Annotated in this window: 13 protein-coding genes and 2 pseudogenes; 2 read left to right on the forward strand and 13 right to left on the reverse strand. The window is 64.5% G+C overall.

Annotated elements, in window-relative coordinates:
- Nucleotides 1-167 (reverse strand): annotated as a pseudogene (locus RN629_RS16095) (IS701 family transposase); the annotation flags it as partial.
- Between the two features lie 125 nt (nt 168-292).
- On the opposite strand from RN629_RS16095, the pseudogene RN629_RS16100 reads away from it, so the two are divergent.
- Nucleotides 293-1044, forward strand: a pseudogene (locus RN629_RS16100) (IS5 family transposase).
- Nucleotides 1045-1369: 325 nt separating this feature from the next.
- On the opposite strand, the gene RN629_RS16105 reads toward RN629_RS16100, so the two are convergent.
- The 11 genes from RN629_RS16105 to RN629_RS16155 form a co-directional block, all read right to left on the reverse strand.
- Nucleotides 1370-2542 carry a DUF418 domain-containing protein gene (locus RN629_RS16105; protein ID WP_407036142.1) on the reverse strand — a complete coding sequence of 391 codons (1173 nt, stop codon included), beginning with the start codon at nt 2540-2542 and terminating at the stop codon, nt 1370-1372.
- Complete coding sequence (locus RN629_RS16110; protein ID WP_407036143.1) at nt 2535-3137, reverse strand: TetR/AcrR family transcriptional regulator; 603 nt, start codon at nt 3135-3137, stop codon at nt 2535-2537. Before RN629_RS16110 ends, RN629_RS16105 begins: the two co-directional genes overlap by 8 nt.
- 160 nt (nt 3138-3297) lie before the next feature.
- Complete coding sequence (locus tag RN629_RS16115; protein WP_407036172.1) at nt 3298-5559, reverse strand: FdhF/YdeP family oxidoreductase; 2262 nt, start codon at nt 5557-5559, stop codon at nt 3298-3300.
- A 32-nt stretch (nt 5560-5591) separates the two neighbouring features.
- Nucleotides 5592-6698, reverse strand: a complete 1107-nt coding sequence (locus RN629_RS16120) for a 2Fe-2S iron-sulfur cluster-binding protein (protein ID WP_407036173.1) — start codon at nt 6696-6698, stop codon at nt 5592-5594.
- Between the two features lie 22 nt (nt 6699-6720).
- Entirely contained in the window at nt 6721-7968 is a 1248-nt protein-coding gene (locus RN629_RS16125) for an aromatic ring-hydroxylating oxygenase subunit alpha (RefSeq protein WP_407036144.1), read from the reverse strand.
- Nucleotides 7969-8120: 152 nt separating this feature from the next.
- Nucleotides 8121-8576 carry a dihydroneopterin aldolase gene (folB, locus tag RN629_RS16130; RefSeq protein WP_407036145.1) on the reverse strand — a complete coding sequence of 152 codons (456 nt, stop codon included), beginning with the start codon at nt 8574-8576 and terminating at the stop codon, nt 8121-8123.
- A 70-nt stretch (nt 8577-8646) separates the two neighbouring features.
- The gene (locus RN629_RS16135) at nt 8647-11208 is read right to left on the reverse strand and encodes a GcvT family protein (protein WP_407036146.1); all 2562 of its coding nucleotides are present in this window, start codon (nt 11206-11208) and stop codon (nt 8647-8649) included.
- A 53-nt stretch (nt 11209-11261) separates the two neighbouring features.
- A complete protein-coding gene (folD, locus tag RN629_RS16140) occupies nt 11262-12146 on the reverse strand; it encodes a bifunctional methylenetetrahydrofolate dehydrogenase/methenyltetrahydrofolate cyclohydrolase FolD (RefSeq protein ID WP_407036147.1) in 885 nt (294 codons plus the stop codon).
- Between the two features lie 80 nt (nt 12147-12226).
- The gene (gene purU, locus RN629_RS16145) at nt 12227-13084 is read right to left on the reverse strand and encodes a formyltetrahydrofolate deformylase (RefSeq protein WP_407036148.1); all 858 of its coding nucleotides are present in this window, start codon (nt 13082-13084) and stop codon (nt 12227-12229) included.
- A 30-nt stretch (nt 13085-13114) separates the two neighbouring features.
- Entirely contained in the window at nt 13115-14047 is a 933-nt protein-coding gene (locus tag RN629_RS16150; protein ID WP_407036149.1) for an electron transfer flavoprotein subunit alpha/FixB family protein, read from the reverse strand.
- A 23-nt stretch (nt 14048-14070) separates the two neighbouring features.
- Entirely contained in the window at nt 14071-14820 is a 750-nt protein-coding gene (locus RN629_RS16155; RefSeq protein WP_407036150.1) for an electron transfer flavoprotein subunit beta/FixA family protein, read from the reverse strand.
- 346 nt (nt 14821-15166) lie between these two features.
- Here RN629_RS16155 and RN629_RS16160 point away from each other — a divergent pair, with 346 nt between their 5' ends.
- Entirely contained in the window at nt 15167-16246 is a 1080-nt protein-coding gene (locus tag RN629_RS16160; RefSeq protein ID WP_407036151.1) for a GlxA family transcriptional regulator, read from the forward strand.
- Here the strand turns inward: RN629_RS16160 and RN629_RS16165 are convergent.
- Complete coding sequence (locus RN629_RS16165; RefSeq protein ID WP_407036152.1) at nt 16214-17527, reverse strand: hypothetical protein; 1314 nt, start codon at nt 17525-17527, stop codon at nt 16214-16216. The two genes, RN629_RS16160 and RN629_RS16165, sit on opposite strands and share 33 nt — an antisense overlap.
- Nucleotides 17528-17568: the final 41 nt, after the last annotated feature.

A 17568-nucleotide genomic window follows, 5' to 3' on the forward strand; every position in this document is an offset into this window, starting at 1 on the left:
CGCCGCTCATCACCCAGCAGGCCATCCAGGAAAAGACTGGCCGACGCCGCTACCCGGTCCTGCGTGAAAAGGCTGCGCATCCGCGCCTTCACATCGCGCAGCGATGTCGCCCACAGCTCCAGTGTCGTCTCGATCGATGCGCCCGCCATCCACGGCCTCCTTACCATGGAGACCTATTGATTCAGAATTCCGATCAATATGCAACTGTAATGCTAGGGTCCAAACCCAATCAGCATCTTGAGAGATAGCAGCATTCCTGATTCAGTGGGGGTTGGATCAGGAGGAGTGAGGCATGGCGCTGTTCTGGTTGTCGGATGAAGCGTGGGCGGCGATCGAGCCGCATCTGCCGAAGAACCAGCCCGGCGCGCGGCGAGTGGACGACCGGCGGGTGATCTCCGGGATCGTGCACGTGCTGAAGGTCGGCTGTCGCTGGTGCGACTGCCCGGCTGATTACGGGCCATCGACGACGATCTACAACCGGTTCAACCGCTGGTCGCGCCGTGGCTTCTGGCTCAGGCTGCTCGACGCGCTGGTGAATGCCGGCGTGGTCACGAAGAGCACCGCGATCGACAGCACTTACATCAAGGCGCAACGCGCGGCCTTCGGCGGAAAAGGGGGCGCCAGATCCAGGCGATCGGTCGCTCGCGCGGTGGCTGGACGACCAAGGTCCACGCGCTCACCGATGTCATCGGCCGTCCCTATGCCCTGATGCTGACCGCCGGCAATGTCAGCGACGTGAAGGCAGCGCCTGCGCTTCTCGAACGTGCTGGCCGGATGCGTTATCTGCTGGCCGACAAAGGCTACGACGCCGACCGGCTGCGCCGTTCACTACGTGACGCCGGAACCGTTCCTGTCATTCCCGGACGACGAAACCGCAAACGCACCATCCGCTACGACAAGAACCGGTATCGCGGTCGCCACCTGATCGAAAACGCCTTCTGCCGCCTCAAAGACTTCCGCCGCGTAGCGACCCGATACGACAAGCTCGCCGACAACTTCCTCTCAGGCGTCGCTATCGCAACTGCACTCGCATTCTGGCTTTGATTGAGTCTCGGCCCTAGTAGTCGAGAGCGGGGAACGGCGCCCCGCTTCGGTGAAAGGCGGCTCTAGGGGAGTGCTACAGCGTAGGTGTAGTGCTCATCTTCATCGTTCGTGGCCCAACGGGTGAGATAGAAAACCGCCGACCCTACGCTACCGTCCGACGAATCCTGAGTATCAGCGGTCAGGTCCCGCCCCGTTGTAGCCGTTTGGCAGCCACACCTCACCACTTGAGGCTTGCCATTCTTTCGCACTCTTGAGCAACAAAGCCGGGTATGAACACTACCGGTCCTCGTGAGATCATGCATCAGGTCATGCCACCCGCCGGCGCCTATCCTATGGATCTCGAAGGGTGGAATGAGAGGCGGGTAAAGCCGCGCAGTATCCATTCCAGCGGTCCGTAGCGGAAGTGTGACAGCCAGACTTTGCTGACGAGCAGTTGACAGGTGAAGATCGCAATATTCATCAGCAATAGCTGAGCCATCGAGAGCCGGTTGACGAGGCCAAGGCCATAGCCATGGAACACCAGAGCCAGCACGACCGATTGAAGCAGGTAATTTGTCAGCGCCATTCTTCCGGCTGCGGCCAGAGCGCCAAACAAGGGCATCGCGGCCGGGCGAGCCAGAATGCGCAGCACGCCAAGAACCATGGCCGCCGACAGGAATGGCGCCGTGATGACGGACACCGCCAGGCCTCCGGTTTCAAGGTAAGTGCCGGGCTGAAAGGTCGCGGCCAATCCGTAGAACAGGGCACCGGGCAAGCCAAGAAACAGGCCGAGCTTGCAGATGGGCCGCGCCCAGTGTCGCCGCACGACGTCCATCTGACCAAACATCCCGTTGCGTCCGGCGACATAGCCCAGAAGAAACATCGCGAATGCGGATGGCGCCTGCAGGAGCAGCAGCAAGGGTAGGAAATTGTTCAACGCTTTGAGATGGCCGGATATGATCTGCCCGGGCGGCCCCCTCCAGGTTTCGGCTGCCACAAGGATCATCACGCGCGCCGTGTCGGTCTGATCCAGCGCTGGCAGGCTCGCCTGCCAAATGGCAAGAGCGGCCCAAAGGAGTGATGTCGACACAATCAGAATGACCGCGAGCCCCATGAGGAATCGGTCACTTCTGTTCCTCAAAGCCAGGAGTGCCAGGCCCAGGCTGGAATACGTCGTGAGAATATCGCCGTGAAAAAGAACGACGGCATGCAGGGCGCCGATAAGAAAGAGCCCGAATTGGCGACGCAGCATGCGAGGCAGAAAGCTGGCACCGGCCTTTTCCACAGATTGCATCTGCAAGGTGACGGAATAACCGAACAGAAATGAGAACAGCAGATAGAATTTGAGCTCGAACAACGTCGAGATGACACCTTCTATCAGCATGTCCAGCCAGCTCGTGTCGGGTGCGGTCAGGCCGGTGCCGTACCATGTCGAGGCGAAGACGAGGCTGTTGACCACGAGGATCCCGGCGAGCGCGAAACCTCTCACGGCATCGATACTTTCGATGCGATCAGGCATGGTTACGCCCCTCCTGTTGACCCGCTAGGATGACCAACAATTCGTCGATCGTTATTTTCATCGCTGGCAGATCGAAGCCGGGATCGGAGCCCGCGCGACTGAAGACACCGTCGATCCAGGTGGAGAGCAGCGCCGCCATCCGCTCGCTGGGCAGGAGGAATGGCTTCTCGTGCCGCCTGATGAGGGCCGCGATGGTTTGCATCATTGCCATGTCCGTTTCCGCGCTCAGATTCGCGATCGAAGCATCGCGCGAAGCGGCAGCGGCTATTTCCAGGACCAACCGCCGTTCCAGGGGATCGGCTGCGGCTGCAATGACGCCTGCAAGCAGATCGCGCAGCGCTTGGCCCACATCTGCCTTTTTCTCCAGAGTCTCCAGCCATGACAGCGTCTGGCGATGATGCTCTTCGACCACCGCCAGGATGAGCGCCTTCTTGTTGGGAAAATAGTGAAACAGTTTGCCAGTGCTGGTCGCGGCTTCGATCCGCACGGCTTCGGTGCTGGTGCCGTCAAACCCGGCCCGCGCGAAGCAGCGGCGCGCCGCCGCGATAAGATACCCCCGCTGCGCGGCCTGACTCGCTGGATTGGGTTTTCGCATGACATCTAAACCAGAGTGTTTAGTCTGGTTTAGACTCGAAGGCTGAGATGTTCAAGCGTTCCCACAACGCATTGCGACGAAAGACCGGGCAGCCGCCTCGCCAAGGGACGCAACGATTGACGGGCGCAACCCGGGACGACGTCCGCCCGCGCGCCGGTCATCAATCGGCCCCACGCTCCGCCCGCCGCAGCGTGACGGGGACCGATTTATAGGCGGGCGTGCCGCTCTCCACGTCGTGATCTTCCAGCGCGATGAGGTGATTGGCCTCGGGGTAATAAGCGGCGACCGATCCCCGTGCGATGCTGTGCGCGACGGCGACCTGGCCACCGAGAACCCGGTCTGGCCCCGCGACGACATCGACCAGATCGCCGTGTTCCAATCCGGCGTCGGCCAGATCGTCGGGGTGAACGAACACCACGTCCCGCCGGCCGGTAATCCCGCGATAGCGGTCGTTCCGGCCATAGATCGTCGTATTATACTGATCGTGGCTGCGGATCGTGGTCAGGACCAACGGCGCATCGGCATTGCCGCCCGCCCCGTCCATATCCGGGTGAACCAGGAAATGCGCCTTGCCATCGGCCGTATTCCAGACCCGGTTCGATGGCCCGACGGTCAGGCGAAAGCCGTGCTTTTGCCGCACCCTCGTATTGAAGTCGCCGAAATCGGGGAAAGCCTCGGCAATCTTGTCGCGGATGCGATCATAATCGGCGACCATTGAGTCCCAGTCGATCGACGTCGCGCCCAGCGTCGCCTTGGCCAGCCCCGCCACGATCGACGGTTCGGAGAGCAGCCCCTCGGCAGCGGGCTTCAGCCGCCCGCGCGAGGCGTGGACCATCGACATCGAATCCTCGACGGTCACGAATTGCGGCCCGCTCGCCTGCATATCCTGCTCGGTGCGGCCGAGACAGGGGATGACCAGCGTCTCGCGCGCCTGGAGCAGGCAGGTGCGGTTGAACTTGGTGACGATCGTGACCGACAGGTCCATGTTGCGGAACGCGGCGAAGCACGCCTCGGGATCGGGCATCGCCACCGCGAGATTGCCACCCAGCGACAGGATCGCGCGCGACCGCCCGTCGCGCATCGCCTTCAACGCCTCGACCGCATTATGCCCATGCCGGCGCGGACCGCGGATGCCGAAGGCCTTGTCGAGCCGCTGGAGAAACGCCTCGGTCGGCAGTTCGGTAATGCCCACCGTCCGGTCACCCTGGACATTGCTGTGCCCGCGCAGCGGACAGATGCCCGCGCCCGGTCGTCCGAAATGACCGCGCAGGAGCAGCAGATTGGCGATCTGCTGCACGTTGCGCGTGCCATGCCGATGCTGGGTGATGCCCATGCCATAGCAGACGATCACCCGCTCGGCCCGGACATATATGTCCGCCATGCCCTCGATCTCGGCCCGCGACAGGCCGGAGCGGTGCTCGATCTCGGCCCAGTCACCCGCGGCGATATCGGCGGCCAGCGCCTCGAATCCAGTCGTGTGCTCGGCGATGAAGGCGCGGTCCAGCACCCCCGCTCCGCCCGCCGCCAGATCGGCCGCGTCCCGCGCAAGAATCGCCTTCATCATGCCCTTCAGCATGGCCAGATCACCGCCGACCCGGACCTGGTAATAGGCCGACGCCAGCGCCACGCCGCCCGGCCGGACCATGTCGCCGACATGCTGGGGCGATTGAAAGCGCTCCAGCCCGCGTTCCTTCATCGGGTTGGCGACAATGATCGCCGCACCGCGCTTGGCCGCATCGCGCAGCGAGGACAGCATGCGCGGATGGTTGGTGCCGGGATTATGGCCGATGCAGAAAATGGCATCGGCATGCTCGAAATCCTCGAGCGTCACCGTGCCCTTGCCGATGCCGATCGACTGGGGCAGGCCGGTGCTCGTCGCCTCGTGGCACATGTTCGAGCAATCGGGGAAATTGTTGGTCCCGAACGCGCGGACATAAAGCTGCCACAGGAACGCCGCCTCGTTCGAGGTCCGGCCGGAGGCATAGAATTCCGCCTGATCGGGATGGTCGAGCCGATTGAGCGCCTCCCCCGCCAGGCGGAATGCCTCGTCATAGCCGATCACCTCATAATGATCGGTGTCGGGATTATAGCGCAGCGGATCGGTCAGCCGTCCCGCATCCTCCAGTTCATGATCGCTCCACGTCCACAATTCGCTGGCGGAATGGCGCGCGAAGAAATCCGGGTCGACGCGCTTGGCGGTTGCCTCCCACGTCACCGCCTTGGCGCCGTTCTCGCAGAATTCGAACGAGGAACCATGTTTCGGATCGGGCCAGGCACAGCCGGGGCAGTCGAACCCGTCAGGCTGGTTGACCGACAGCAGCGCGCGCGCATCGGCCATCTGCCCCCGGACCGCCACCGCGACCGCACGCAACGCGCCCCAGCCTCCGGCGGGCGCGGTATAGTCCTTCACGCCCTCTATCATCCGTTCCTCGGTCACGCGCGCTCCCCGTTGCTTCAGGCGTCCAGTTCCAGCGGCCCCAAGGGGCGGGAGCAGCAGGCCAGGATATAGCCCTCCTCCACCTCTTCATCCAGAATCCCGCCATTGTGAGTCATCACGACCTCGCCGGAGATCTTCCTGGTCTTGCAGGTTCCGCAAATGCCCGATTCGCACGCAGCCGGAATGCGAACCCCGGCGGCGCGGGCGGCCTCAAGCACGGTCTGCCCCGGCTGGCAGCTGCCGGTGACACCCCAATTGGCGAAGACGACCGGGATCGCCCCGTCGCTCGCCGCCCCCGCTTCTGCCCCCGCCTCGGTGACGATCGCCACCTGTTCGGCCGGCGCGTCGGCAGCGGCCTCGCCGAAGCTCTCCTGATGATAATGCGCCATGTCGAACCCGGCATCGCGCAGGAAATCCTGGACCAGCGCCATGAAGGCTTCCGGCCCGCAACAGAAGACCTCTCGCTCCATCAGGTCGGGAACCAGCATTGCCAGCATCGGATGGCTGATCTGCCCGCGATGCCCGAACCAGCTTTCGCCCAGCGAATTGCCCTTCACCATGACGCTGAGCGACAGGTTCGGCATCTGCCGGTCGAGCAGTTCCAGTTCGTGGCGGAAGATGATGTCGCGCGGGCTGCGCGCGCAACTGACGAAGGCGACGTCGCTCTGCGGGGCGAGATCGGCCATCCAGCGCAGCATCGCCATCATCGGGGTGATGCCCGATCCCGCCGATATGAACAGATAGCGACCGGCGGGATGATCGACATGGGTGAAATGGCCGTTGGGGCCATAGGCCTTGATCCGCATGCCGGGACGCAGATGGTCGAACATCCACCGCGTGCCCACGCTCCCCTCCTGCGCCTTGACCGTCACCGCGACGCAATAGGGTCGCGACGGGCTCGAGGCGAGCGTGTAGGTGCGGAACAACGGCTCGCCGTCCCCGACCGGCAGTTCGAGCGTGACGAACTGTCCCGGCTTGTACCGGAACCAGCATCCGTCCGGCGACCGGAAGATGAAGGTCTTCACCGCCGGCGCCTCGTCCACCACCCCGACCACCTCCAGCATGTGGAGGCGGTCGTTCCATGGTGTCATCTCGTCCAGATGCCGATGCTGGACCATCGTCACGACCGTCAATGCCGCGCGTCCGTCACGCCACGCGCCGGATGTGCGACTGTCCCGATCCGCCCAGTCGCGTCTCGACGAAGCGCGCATACCAGTCGACGAACTGGATCACCCCGCCCTCATGCAGTTCCGAATAGGGGCCGGGCTCATAGGCGGGCGAGCGGATGCCGAAGGCGTTTTCCTCGACGATGCGGCGGTCCTGGTCGTTGGTCTGGGTCCAGACATGGGTGAGTTCGTCGAGCTTATAGTCGACGCCCTCGACCGCATCCTTGTGGACCAGCCACTTCGTCGTGACCGCCGTCTCGTTCGGGCCGATCGGCATGACGCGGAACGTCACGGCATGGTCGATCAGGACGTGATTCCAGGTCGTCGGATAGTTGAACAGCATCAGCGCGCCGATCCGCTCGGCCTGCACCGCGTCCGACAGCGGACGGGCCACGGCGCGCTTGCCGGACATGGTATAGCTTTCGGCCTCACGCAGCAGCGGCGCACGGATCGCGCGGAACTGGCCGCTGTCATGGATCTGGAATTTGGCGGGTAGCCCGGCACTTTCGCACCGCGCCCAATGCTCGGCCATCTCGGGATCTTCACCGCCGCCGCTGACCCCGGTGACGTTGGGCGATTCGGAATAGGTCTTGCACAGCTCCGGGTGACTGCCCGCGCAATGATAGCATTCGCGGTTGTTTTCCCAGACCAGCTTCCAATTGCCCTTCTCGACGATCGTCGATTCGAACGCGATCTTGGCCTCCGTCAGGTTGTGCGGCGCGAAATAGGGCTGCATCAGTTCGCGGAACGGCGCGAAGTCCGCCGGTTCGTTGGCCAGGCAGATGAAGATATAGCCCGCGACGCTCTCGCACGCGACGGGCTTGAGCGAATGTTCGCTGGGGTCGAAATCCTCGCCCATCTGCCGCGCGAAGGCCAGCGAGCCGTCGAGATTATAGGTCCATTGGTGATAAGGGCAGACCAGCTTGGCGGACGTGCCCCGGACCGAGGTGCACACCCGGCTGCCGCGATGGCGACAGCTATTGTGGAACGCCCGGATCCGGCCTTCACGGTCGCGCAGCACGACGACCGGATAGGCCCCGACCTGAAGCGTGAAGTAGCTGCCCGGCTTCAGAAGCTCGCAATCATGCCCGGCGAACAGCCAGTCCCGATACCAGATCAGTTCGAGATCGAGGTCGAAGAATTCCTGGTCGATGTAGAAGGGCTGCGGAAGGGAATGGCCTTCCTTGCGCGACCGGATCAGGTTCAGCATTTCACTGCGTGGGTTCACCTCGTCATCCTTTCCGTTGCAGAGCCGGAACGACCATCGCCACCCGTCCGAACCGGGTCGGGATGAAGCCATGGCGTTCGCCGCTCCTCCTGTCGCTTTATGGTTTTCCCCGCCCGTGCGTCGCGATCCACCGGGCTTCGTATAGGTGGAGGCTATTCCTGCCCCTGCTTCAGCCAATAGGATGATTGCGTCAACGCACCCTGCATTTCGCGACATGCCAGACCCATCTCGCCGACCGGCTGCGACAGGCCTTGCGGCCACGCGACCTCGACCTCGACATGGTCGAGCACGCCGCGCACCGGCGCATTGGGCTTGCGGAGGACGATGCGGGCCTGGACCACCTGCACGAAGCGGTCGCAAAGCGCGCGGGCGATATCCAGCGCCAATGCCTCGATCAGGAAGCGCCGCCGCCCCGACAGGATGCGCTCGATCTCGGCAAAGACCAGCCCGTAATCGACCGTCTCGCCGATCATGTCGCTGTCGAGCGCGGAGGGGGCTTCCACCTTCAGTTCGACATCGACCTGAAACCGCTGCCCCAGTCGCTCCTCTTCGTCGAACACACCGTGATGGGCAAAGAAGCAGCAGTTTTTCAGCCGAATGACATACATGACGGGTCGCTTGTCGCCGAGGAACGGCATGGGTGGCGCTGGCCGTCGCCACCCATGGGTCGGAGCCGGATCAGCTCTTGGGCTTGCGGTTTTCCGGGTCGTAGAGCGGGCGATAGCCGACCGACGCCACTTCCACGGGATAGCGTTCGCCGAAATATTCGACCTCCAGCTTGCGCCCTTCCTGGCAATGCGACCAGGGCAGATAGGCCAGCGCGATAGTCTTGCCGATCGACGGCCCGAACGCGATCGAGCTGGTATAGGAGCGGCGGCCCAGTTCATCGACCAGCGTCTCGCCGGTCTCGGGTTCGAGCACCGGCAGGATACCGACCGGATAGCGCTTCACGCCCTTGCTATCGACATTGTCGGTCATCACCAGCGTGCACAGCTTGGCGGGCTGATGCGCGCGGGCGCGATGTTCGAGATTCTTCGCCTTGCCGCGGAAATCGGCTTCCTTGGCCTTGGGCCGCGCCAGATCGGCTTCGAGCAGGTTATAATGCGTCAGAAGGTCGGCATTTTGAAGCCGCAGGCTCTTCTCCAGCCGCCGCGAATTGGCATAGGTTTCCACGCCGACCGCGATGACGCCGGTGGAGCGGAGCGCGTCCCACACCGCCAGCCCGTCCTCATAGGCCATGTGCAGTTCCCACCCCTGTTCGCCGACATAGGAGATGCGGAAGGCCATCACGTCCTTGCCGGCGATGCGGATGGTACGGATCGCGGCGAAAGGGAAATTCTCCAGCGACAGCGCCTCTGGGTCCTCCACCACCTTCTGCAGATTGACGCGCGCGTTCGGCCCCCAGATCCCGATGGTGACATATTTCTCGGTCACATCGGTCACGGTCACGTCCAGCCCGCGATCCTGCGCGACGCGGCGCATATAATGGATATCGCGCGGCCCGGCATCGGCACCGTTCACCAGACGGCAGCGATCGGCGAGACGGAACACCGTGAAGTCGGCGCGGACATTGCCCTCGTCGTCGAGGAAATGGGTATAGACACCCTTCCCGATCGTCGCGTCGCCGCCGACCTTGGCCGCGCACAGCCATTCCATCAGCGCGACATGGTCCGGCCCCTCGATATCGGTGATATGGAAGTGCGACAGGTTGATGATGCCGCAATCGGCGCTGAGTTCGAGCTGCTCGGCATTCGACACGCGCCAGAAATGGCGATTGTCCCATTCATTCTCGCGCACCGGCACCTGGTCGGCATATTTCTCCAGCAGATGCTCGTTCGCGGCATAGCCATGCGCGCGCTCCCAGCCGCCCAGTTCCATGAAATAGCCGCCCAGTTCCTTCTCCCGCTCCCAGAAGGGCGAGCGGCGGATGCCGCGTCCGCCCGCAAAGGGCTCGCGCGGATGGACCGGCGGGTTGTAGATTTTCGCGGCGGTTTCGAGGCAGCGTTCCTCGATGAACTTCGCCTCGAGCTGAAACGGATTGAAGCGCGCATAGTCGATGCTGGCATGGTCGATGGCGGTGCGCCCGTCGGTCATCCAGTCGGCGATCAGCTTGCCCATGCCGGGGCCGTCCTTCACCCAGATGCCGACCGCATACCACAGGCCGCGCACCTTCTGGCTCTCGCCCATCGACGGGCCGCCATCGGTGGTTGTCTGGAGCAGGCCGTTGAACGAATGGCTTTCATTATAGCCCAACTCGCCGAGGATCGGGGTCAGCTCGATCGCGCGCTCCAGCGGTTCGAGAACCTGATCCATCTCCAGGTCGCGCTGCGACGGCGACAGGCGGGCCTGTTCCTTCTCCAGCAGGTCGCGCGGATGGACGAGCCGGGGCGCCTGCTCCTCATAATAGCCCCATTCGATCTGGCCGCCCTCGGTCGTCCTGGGGTCGCCGGTGTCGCGCATATAGGCCGAATTGCCCTGATCGCGCAGCAGCGGATAGCCGATGTCCTTGCCGGTCCCCTCGAATTCCTTGTACGGGCCGAAGAAGGTCAGCGGATGGTCGACCGGGAAGACCGGCAGGTCCTCACCCGCCATCTCGGCGATCAGGCGACCCCACAGGCCGGTGCAGACCACGACATAATCGGCCATGATCGTGCCGCGCGTCGTCTCGACGCCCCTGATGCGCCCCTCCTCGATCACCAGCGACAGCGCCGAGGTGTTGGCGAAGACGCTGAGCTTGCCCGCATCGACCGCCTGGTCGACCAGCTTGCCCGCCACCGTCTGCGACCGCGGCACGACCAGACCGGCATCGGGGTCCCACAGTCCGCCTTGCACCAGGCTTTCCTCGATCAGCGGGAATTTCGCCTTGATCGTCGCCGGGTCGATCAGCTCCGCGCGGGTGCCGAACGCCTTGCCCGAAGCGACCTTGCGGCGGATCTCGTCCATCCGCTGGTCGTCGCCGACACGCGCGACCTCGATCCCGCCGATCCGCGAATAATGCCCCATCTTCTCGAAGAAATCGATCGAGTAGAGCGTCGTCCACGTCGTCAGATAGTCGTGGCTGGTCGCATAGCAGAAGTCGGAGGCGTGCGCGGTCGAGCCGATATCGGTCGGCACCCCCGACTTGTCGATCCCGACGATATCGTCCCAGCCCCGCTCGACGAGATGATGGACGATCGACGCGCCCACGATGCCGCCGACGCCGACGATCACCACACGGGCTTTGGGGGGTAGCGCAGCCATTTTCTATTTCTCCTCGGAGATCGTGGAACAGGGTATCGGGAAGGGCCGGTCGGTCATCGCCATGTCGGTTCGGGCAGGCCGACCCGGCGATGCGCCGCGATCACGGCATTGTGCATCAGGGTCATGATCGTCATCGGGCCGACGCCGCCGGGAACCGGGGTGATCGCTCCGGCCCGCTCGACAGCCCCGGCAAAGTCGACATCGCCGACCAGCGTCTTGCGACCGTCGCGCTCGATCCGGCTGGTGCCGATGTCGATGACGGTCGCGCCGGGGCGTATCCATTCGCCCCGGATCATCTCGGCCGCGCCCACCGCCGCGACGACGATCTCGGCCTGCGCCACCTTGCCGGGCAGATCGCGGGTGCGCGAATGGGCAATGGTCACGGTGCAGTCGCGCGCCAGCAGCAATTGCGCCATCGGCTTGCCGACCAGGATCGAGCGTCCGACCACGATCGCATCGCGCCCGGCGAGCGACCCCAGCGTCGCCTCCAGCAGCATGATGCAGCCCAGCGGGGTACACGACACCATGCCGGGCAAGCCGGAGGCCAGCATTCCCGCGCTCATCGGGTGCAGGCCGTCGACATCCTTGGCGGGGTCGATCGCCGTCACCACGGCCAGCGCGTCGAGCCCTTTGGGCAGCGGCAACTGGACAAGGATGCCGTCGATCCGGTCATCGGCGTTCAGTCGCGCCACCAGAGCCAGCAATTCGTCCTGGGTGGTCGTCTCGGGCAGGACATATTCGAAGCTCTCCATGCCCAGCTTGCGGGCCATGCGCCCCTTGCTGCGGACATAGACCTCGCTGGCGGGGTCGGTCCCTACCAGCACCACCGCCAGCCCCGGCCGCCGCCCGGCATAGGCTTCGAATATCGGGATCGATCCGGCGATCTTCCGGCCAAGCCCATCGGCAAAGGCCCGGCCGTCAATGATGGACGCTGTCATCATCGGTCTTTCAAAAGAGGTCATGCGGCGACGGAGCGCGACTCCCCACACGTCCGCCGCCGCACCACGGCACGGATGGGTCAGGGGGTGAACACCACCGTCCTGTGGCTGTTGAGCATGACGCGGCCCTCAAGATGATATTTGACGGCACGGGCGAGCACGCGGGACTCGATGTCGCGGCCGGTGGCGACGAAATCCTCGCTGGTCAGGCTGTGGCTGACCCGCTGGGTCTCCTGTTCGATGATTGGCCCTTCATCCAGGTCGGGCGTCACATAATGCGCGGTCGCGCCGATCAGCTTCACCCCGCGATCATGCGCCTGGTGATAGGGCTTGGCGCCCTTGAAGCTGGGCAGGAAGGAATGGTGGATGTTGATGACCATCCCATACAACCGCTCGGACAGTTCGTTCGACAGCACCTGCATATAGCGGGCGAGGACCACCAGTTCGGCCCCCGTATCGCGGACCAGATCGAGCAGCCTCTGCTCCTGCTCCGCCTTGTTGTCCTTGTTCACCGGCCAGTGGTGGAAGGGGATGCCCTCGATCTCGGCGGCACCGCGCGCGGAATCATGGTTGGAGACGATCGCCACCACCTCGGCGTTCAGCCAGCGCACCTTGATCTGGTAGAGCAGGTGATGCATCGCATGGTCGAACTTCGACACCATGATGATGATCTTGGGCCGCTGGTCGACATCCGTGACCTTCAGGTGCAGGTCGAACCGGTCGACCGAGGGCTGCACCGTGCGCTCGACCGCCTCCCGCGTGACGGTGGCCGGCACGGTGACGGCGATGCGCAGGAAGAACTGATCCGCCTGCCGGTCCCAGAACTGGTTGGACTCCAGGATATTGGCCCCCAACGATGCGAGCGCGGTGGTGACGGCGGCGACGATGCCCGGCTGATCCTTGCAGCTGAGCCGGATGACATAGGATTTTTCACTCATCGATCGGGCTCCCCCGGAAAAATGGATGGCTCACAGGGCGCGTTCGAGTTCGGGCACCAACTCGAACAGGTCGCCGACCAGGCCGTAATCGGCGACCTGGAAGATCGGCGCGTCGGCATCCTTGTTGATCGCGACGATCACCTTGGCGTCCTTCATCCCCGCCAGATGCTGGATCGCGCCGGAAATGCCGCAGGCGACGTACAGGTCGGGGGCGACGACCTTGCCGGTCTGTCCCACCTGCCAGTCATTGGGGGCATAGCCCGCATCGACCGCCGCGCGCGATGCCCCCACCGCCGCGCCCATCTTGTCGGCCAGCGGCAGGATGGTCTCGCGAAACTTCTCCTCCGAGCCGAGCGCCCGCCCGCCCGACACCACGATCTTCGCGGAGGCGAGTTCAGGCCGGTCGCTGGCGGCGAAGCGGTTCTCGACGAAGCGGCTCTTGTCCGCGCCCTCGCCCGCCCCGGCCTCGATGATGGGCGCAGCCTGGTCCCCGGAGGCGGCCGGCGCAAAGGCGGCGGTGCGCACCGTCACGACCTTCGTCGCGTCGGTCGCCTGCACCGTCTGCACGGCATTGCCCGCATAGATGGGACGCTTGAAGGTGTCGGGCGCGACCACTTCGATCGCCTCGGACACCTGCATCACGTCGAGCAGCGCGGCGACGCGCGGCAGGACGCTCTTGCCCGCGCTCCCGGCAGGCGCGATGATCGTGTCATAATCGCCCGCCAGCGAGACGATCAGCGCGGCGGTCGGCTCCGCCAGGCGCTCGGCCAGCGCTTCGCTCTCGGCGATCAGCACCCGGCGCACCCCGGTCAGCCGGCCCGCCGCCTCGGCGACGGCGCGGGCATTCTGCCCGGCCACAAGGATGTCGATCTCGCCGCCGATCGCCTGCGCCGCGGTCAGCGTGCGCGCGGTCTGGTCGGCCAGGGTCTGGTTGTCATGGTCGGCGAACAGAAGAATGGGCATCGTGAATGCTCCCGGACAGGAAGTTAGAGGACCGCAGCCTCGACCTTGAGCTTGGTGACGAGTTCGGCGACGCTGTTGAGCTTCACCCCGGCGCTGCGCGCGGCGGGCTCCTCGGTCTTCAGCACCTTCAGGCGCGGCGCGATCGCCACGCCGAAATCGGCGGCGGTCTTTTCCTCCAGCGGCTTTTTCTTGGCCTTCATGATGTTGGGCAAAGAGGCGTAGCGCGGCTCGTTCAGGCGCAGGTCGACCGTCACCACCGTCGGCAGGGCCACCTCGATCACCTGAAGCCCGCCATCCACCTCGCGCGTCACCGTGGCCCGATCACCGGCCAGCGCGATCTCCGAGGCGAACGTCGCCTGCGACCAGCCGAGCAGCGCGGACAGCATCTGCCCGGTCTGGTTGGAGTCATCGTCGATCGCCTGCTTGCCAAGCAGGACCAGTTGCGGCTGCTCGACCTCGACGACCGCCTTCAACAGCTTTGCGACGCCGAGCGGCTCGACCGCATCATCGGCCTTGATCAGGATGGCGCGGTCGGCCCCCATCGCCAGCGCCGTCCGCAACACGTCCTGCGCCTGAGCCGGACCGATCGACACCACGACCACCTCATCGGCGGTTCCGGATTCCCGGAGGCGTACCGCCTCCTCCACCGCGATCTCGTCGAACGGGTTCATCGACATCTTGACGTTGGCCAGGTCGACCCCGGAGCCATCGCCCTTGACGCGGATCTTGACATTATGGTCGACGACACGCTTGACCGGCACGAGAATTCTCATCCGTCACCTCTCCAAATCTGTACGATGCCCCGCTCTTCAGCGAGGTCATCGGGAAAGCCCCCGGATCGCCGGGTCGCTCGCATAGGGGACCGGCTTGACCGCGCCCGCCATCGCGGGAGCGGCCGGTTGCCAAACCGGTCGTTGATCGTGAAACTCCCCCCATCGTCCGGCCGGCCTTCTCACCGCTGGACGATGGTTCGTTATCGAAGAGCGATCGGGCCGTTGCACCCGACTCTCGTCAATGAGAGTAAATTTGCGCCAGCCCAAAGTCCTGCGAAAGAATATTTGCGTCAAATTGCCGCAAACTCTACGACATTGCGGAAAGAGCATTGATCGGATGCACATCATGGGATCATTTTCGCCCCGGCCTTTCGACACCGGCTTTCGCCCACGGATCAACGGCCCACGCCTGTCGATCGGCTTCCTGCTGACCAAGCGCTTCACCCTGTGCGCCTTCGCCAATTTCGTCGACGTACTGCGGCTGGCGGCGGATGAGGGCGACCGCAGCCGCCACATCCTGTGCGACTGGAAGATCGTGTCCGATTCCAGCGCTTCCATCCCGTCAAGCTCGGGCGTTTCGGTGCAGCCCAACGAGCGATTCGGCGATCCGACCCGATTCGACTATCTGGTGGTGATCGGCGGGCTGATCGACGAGATCGACGATTTCGGGAACGAATATATCGACTATCTGCGGCAGGCCGCGCGGGCGGGCGTGCCGCTGATCGGCGTTTGCACCGGGGCATTCCTGCTCCACCGGGCGGGGCTGCTCGACGGGTATAAATGCTGCGTCAGCTGGTTCCACCACCGGGACTTCCTCGAACAGTTCGACGGGCTGAACCCGGTGTCGGACCAGATCTTCGTGGTGGACCGCGATCGCCTGACCTGTTCGGGCGGCGTCAGTTCGGCGCATCTGGCCGCGCATCTGGTGGAGCGGCATATCGGACGCGCGCAGGCGAGCAAGAGCCTGCACATCATGATCATCGATGACCCGTTGGCCGCGGACAAGCCGCAACCGGGGCTGCCGCTCAGCTTCAAGACACAGGATCCGATCGTGCTGCGCGCGCTGATGATCGCGCAGCAGAGCATCGAGACGCCGCTGTCGGTCGCCGACATCGCCGGACGCATGAATATCAGCAAGCGCCAGTTGGAGCGCCGCTTTCAGACCGCGCTCGACCTGTCGCCCCAGGTCGCGTTCATGGACCTTCGCCTGACGCTCGCGCGGCATCTTCTGGAAACGACGGACCGGTCGATCACGACCATCGCCGTCGCCTGCGGCTTTTGCGACTCATCGCATATGAGCCGGATGTTCCGCCGCCGGTTCGGCCATTCGCCGTTCGAGACGCGCAGCAGCCGGTCGGCCGCCGACACGGCGGGAGCCGGAACCGCGGGCGGTCTAGAAGTAATAGCCCATCAGAACCAGGAATGACGTCTTGATCCGGTTGTCGCCCCCCTGCGCGGCGCCGGAGAGATATTGCCCGGCGCCGATATAGGGGTCGTTCCGCGCGATCATCAGGTCCGACCAGATGCGGATACGGTGCGTCGCCTTGTCGGTCCAGAAACCGCCAAGGGTCAGCCGCTCGCTGGCGGGAAAGCCGCGGCCGTCCTTCAGGAAGCTGGCGTAATTGCCATACAGGCTCAGCTCGAACGGCAGCCTACCGGTATCGACCGAACGCCCGACCTCGCCGAACAACATCGTGCCCCGCGCGGCGATATTGTAGGACGCGTCATAGTCGCCGACCGAAACCCGGTCATTGGCACCCGCCCCGCGCGGATCGATGATCTGGCGCGCCGCCAGCAACTTGCCATGCCAGCGGCCCTCCTCGACCTTCGCGCTGAACGCGGCGGCGTGGCGATAGCCGTCACGCCCCGTCGTAAAATTGTGGACGGTCGAGATCCAGCCCGAGCCGGTCAGCGTCAGCTTGGCGGTGCTGGACAACGGCACCTGATATCTGGTGCGTCCGACGATCATGTTGCGCTCGGCGGTCTGGGTTCCGCCGGGGACATAGCTGTCCGCGCGCACGAGGTTGACGGTGAAGCGCGCGCTGTCCCGGCTGATGCCGAAGGCGCTGGGCGCGGCAGCGGGAAAGAAGCCAATGTCGAAGCCGGCACGCTTGCCCTGGTGCGATGCGCTGACGCCCAGATTATAGACTTCTTCCAGGCCGTAGACGAAGCCCAGGCTATTGAGGAAGGCCGATCCCCACCAGCGATCGTCGAACGGCACGGGTTGCAGGCCGACCGTGACCTTGTCCTCGGCGCTCAGCTTGGCGCCGACATAGGCATACATCGGAAAGCTGATCTCGCCCGGATACACCTCATATCCGCTCGCATGGCCATAGATGAAGCTGCCGCCATAGAAGCGATATTGTGCCGCGCCGAAGATCACCGAGGAATCATAATCGGCGGTCAGCAACAGCGTGTCGAACGACAGATGCGACGAGGTGCGTCGCGCGCCGCCGCCCCCGACATCGTTGAAACGCAGATCATAGCGCGCCCGGATCGCACCGCCGAGCTTGAGTTTCGGGCCGGTCGCAGCGGCGGACGCCAGCGGCGGGAGCTTGGCGGGATCGGGCTTGGGGGGTAGCGCGCCGTCCGGCGGCGCGGTCCCCTCCGCCGGATCGGCCTGCACCGATGGCATCGCGACGGCCGGGTCGGGCGGCGACGTCGTCTGCGGCATGGCCGCGGCGGCCAGGATGAACAGGGTCAGCATGAACGCACCCGCGCGCCCACGATCGGGAATCGTGAAACCAT

Source organism: Facivitalis istanbulensis (genome assembly GCF_040560405.1).
Taxonomy (GTDB): domain Bacteria; phylum Pseudomonadota; class Alphaproteobacteria; order Sphingomonadales; family Sphingomonadaceae; genus Sphingomonas; species Sphingomonas istanbulensis.

Coding starts and splice junctions, on each gene's coding strand:
- RN629_RS16105 (WP_407036142.1), bottom strand. CDS start 2,542: ATGCCTGATCGCATCGAAAGTATCGATGCCGTGAGAGGTTTCGCGCTC.
- RN629_RS16110 (WP_407036143.1), bottom strand. CDS start 3,137: ATGCGAAAACCCAATCCAGCGAGTCAGGCCGCGCAGCGGGGGTATCTT.
- RN629_RS16115 (WP_407036172.1), bottom strand. CDS start 5,559: ATGATAGAGGGCGTGAAGGACTATACCGCGCCCGCCGGAGGCTGGGGC.
- folB (WP_407036145.1), bottom strand. CDS start 8,576: ATGTATGTCATTCGGCTGAAAAACTGCTGCTTCTTTGCCCATCACGGT.
- RN629_RS16135 (WP_407036146.1), bottom strand. CDS start 11,208: ATGGCTGCGCTACCCCCCAAAGCCCGTGTGGTGATCGTCGGCGTCGGC.
- folD (WP_407036147.1), bottom strand. CDS start 12,146: ATGACAGCGTCCATCATTGACGGCCGGGCCTTTGCCGATGGGCTTGGC.
- purU (WP_407036148.1), bottom strand. CDS start 13,084: ATGAGTGAAAAATCCTATGTCATCCGGCTCAGCTGCAAGGATCAGCCG.
- RN629_RS16150 (WP_407036149.1), bottom strand. CDS start 14,047: ATGCCCATTCTTCTGTTCGCCGACCATGACAACCAGACCCTGGCCGAC.
- RN629_RS16155 (WP_407036150.1), bottom strand. CDS start 14,820: ATGAGAATTCTCGTGCCGGTCAAGCGTGTCGTCGACCATAATGTCAAG.
- RN629_RS16160 (WP_407036151.1), top strand. CDS start 15,167: ATGGGATCATTTTCGCCCCGGCCTTTCGACACCGGCTTTCGCCCACGG.
- RN629_RS16165 (WP_407036152.1), bottom strand. CDS start 17,527: ATGCTGACCCTGTTCATCCTGGCCGCCGCGGCCATGCCGCAGACGACG.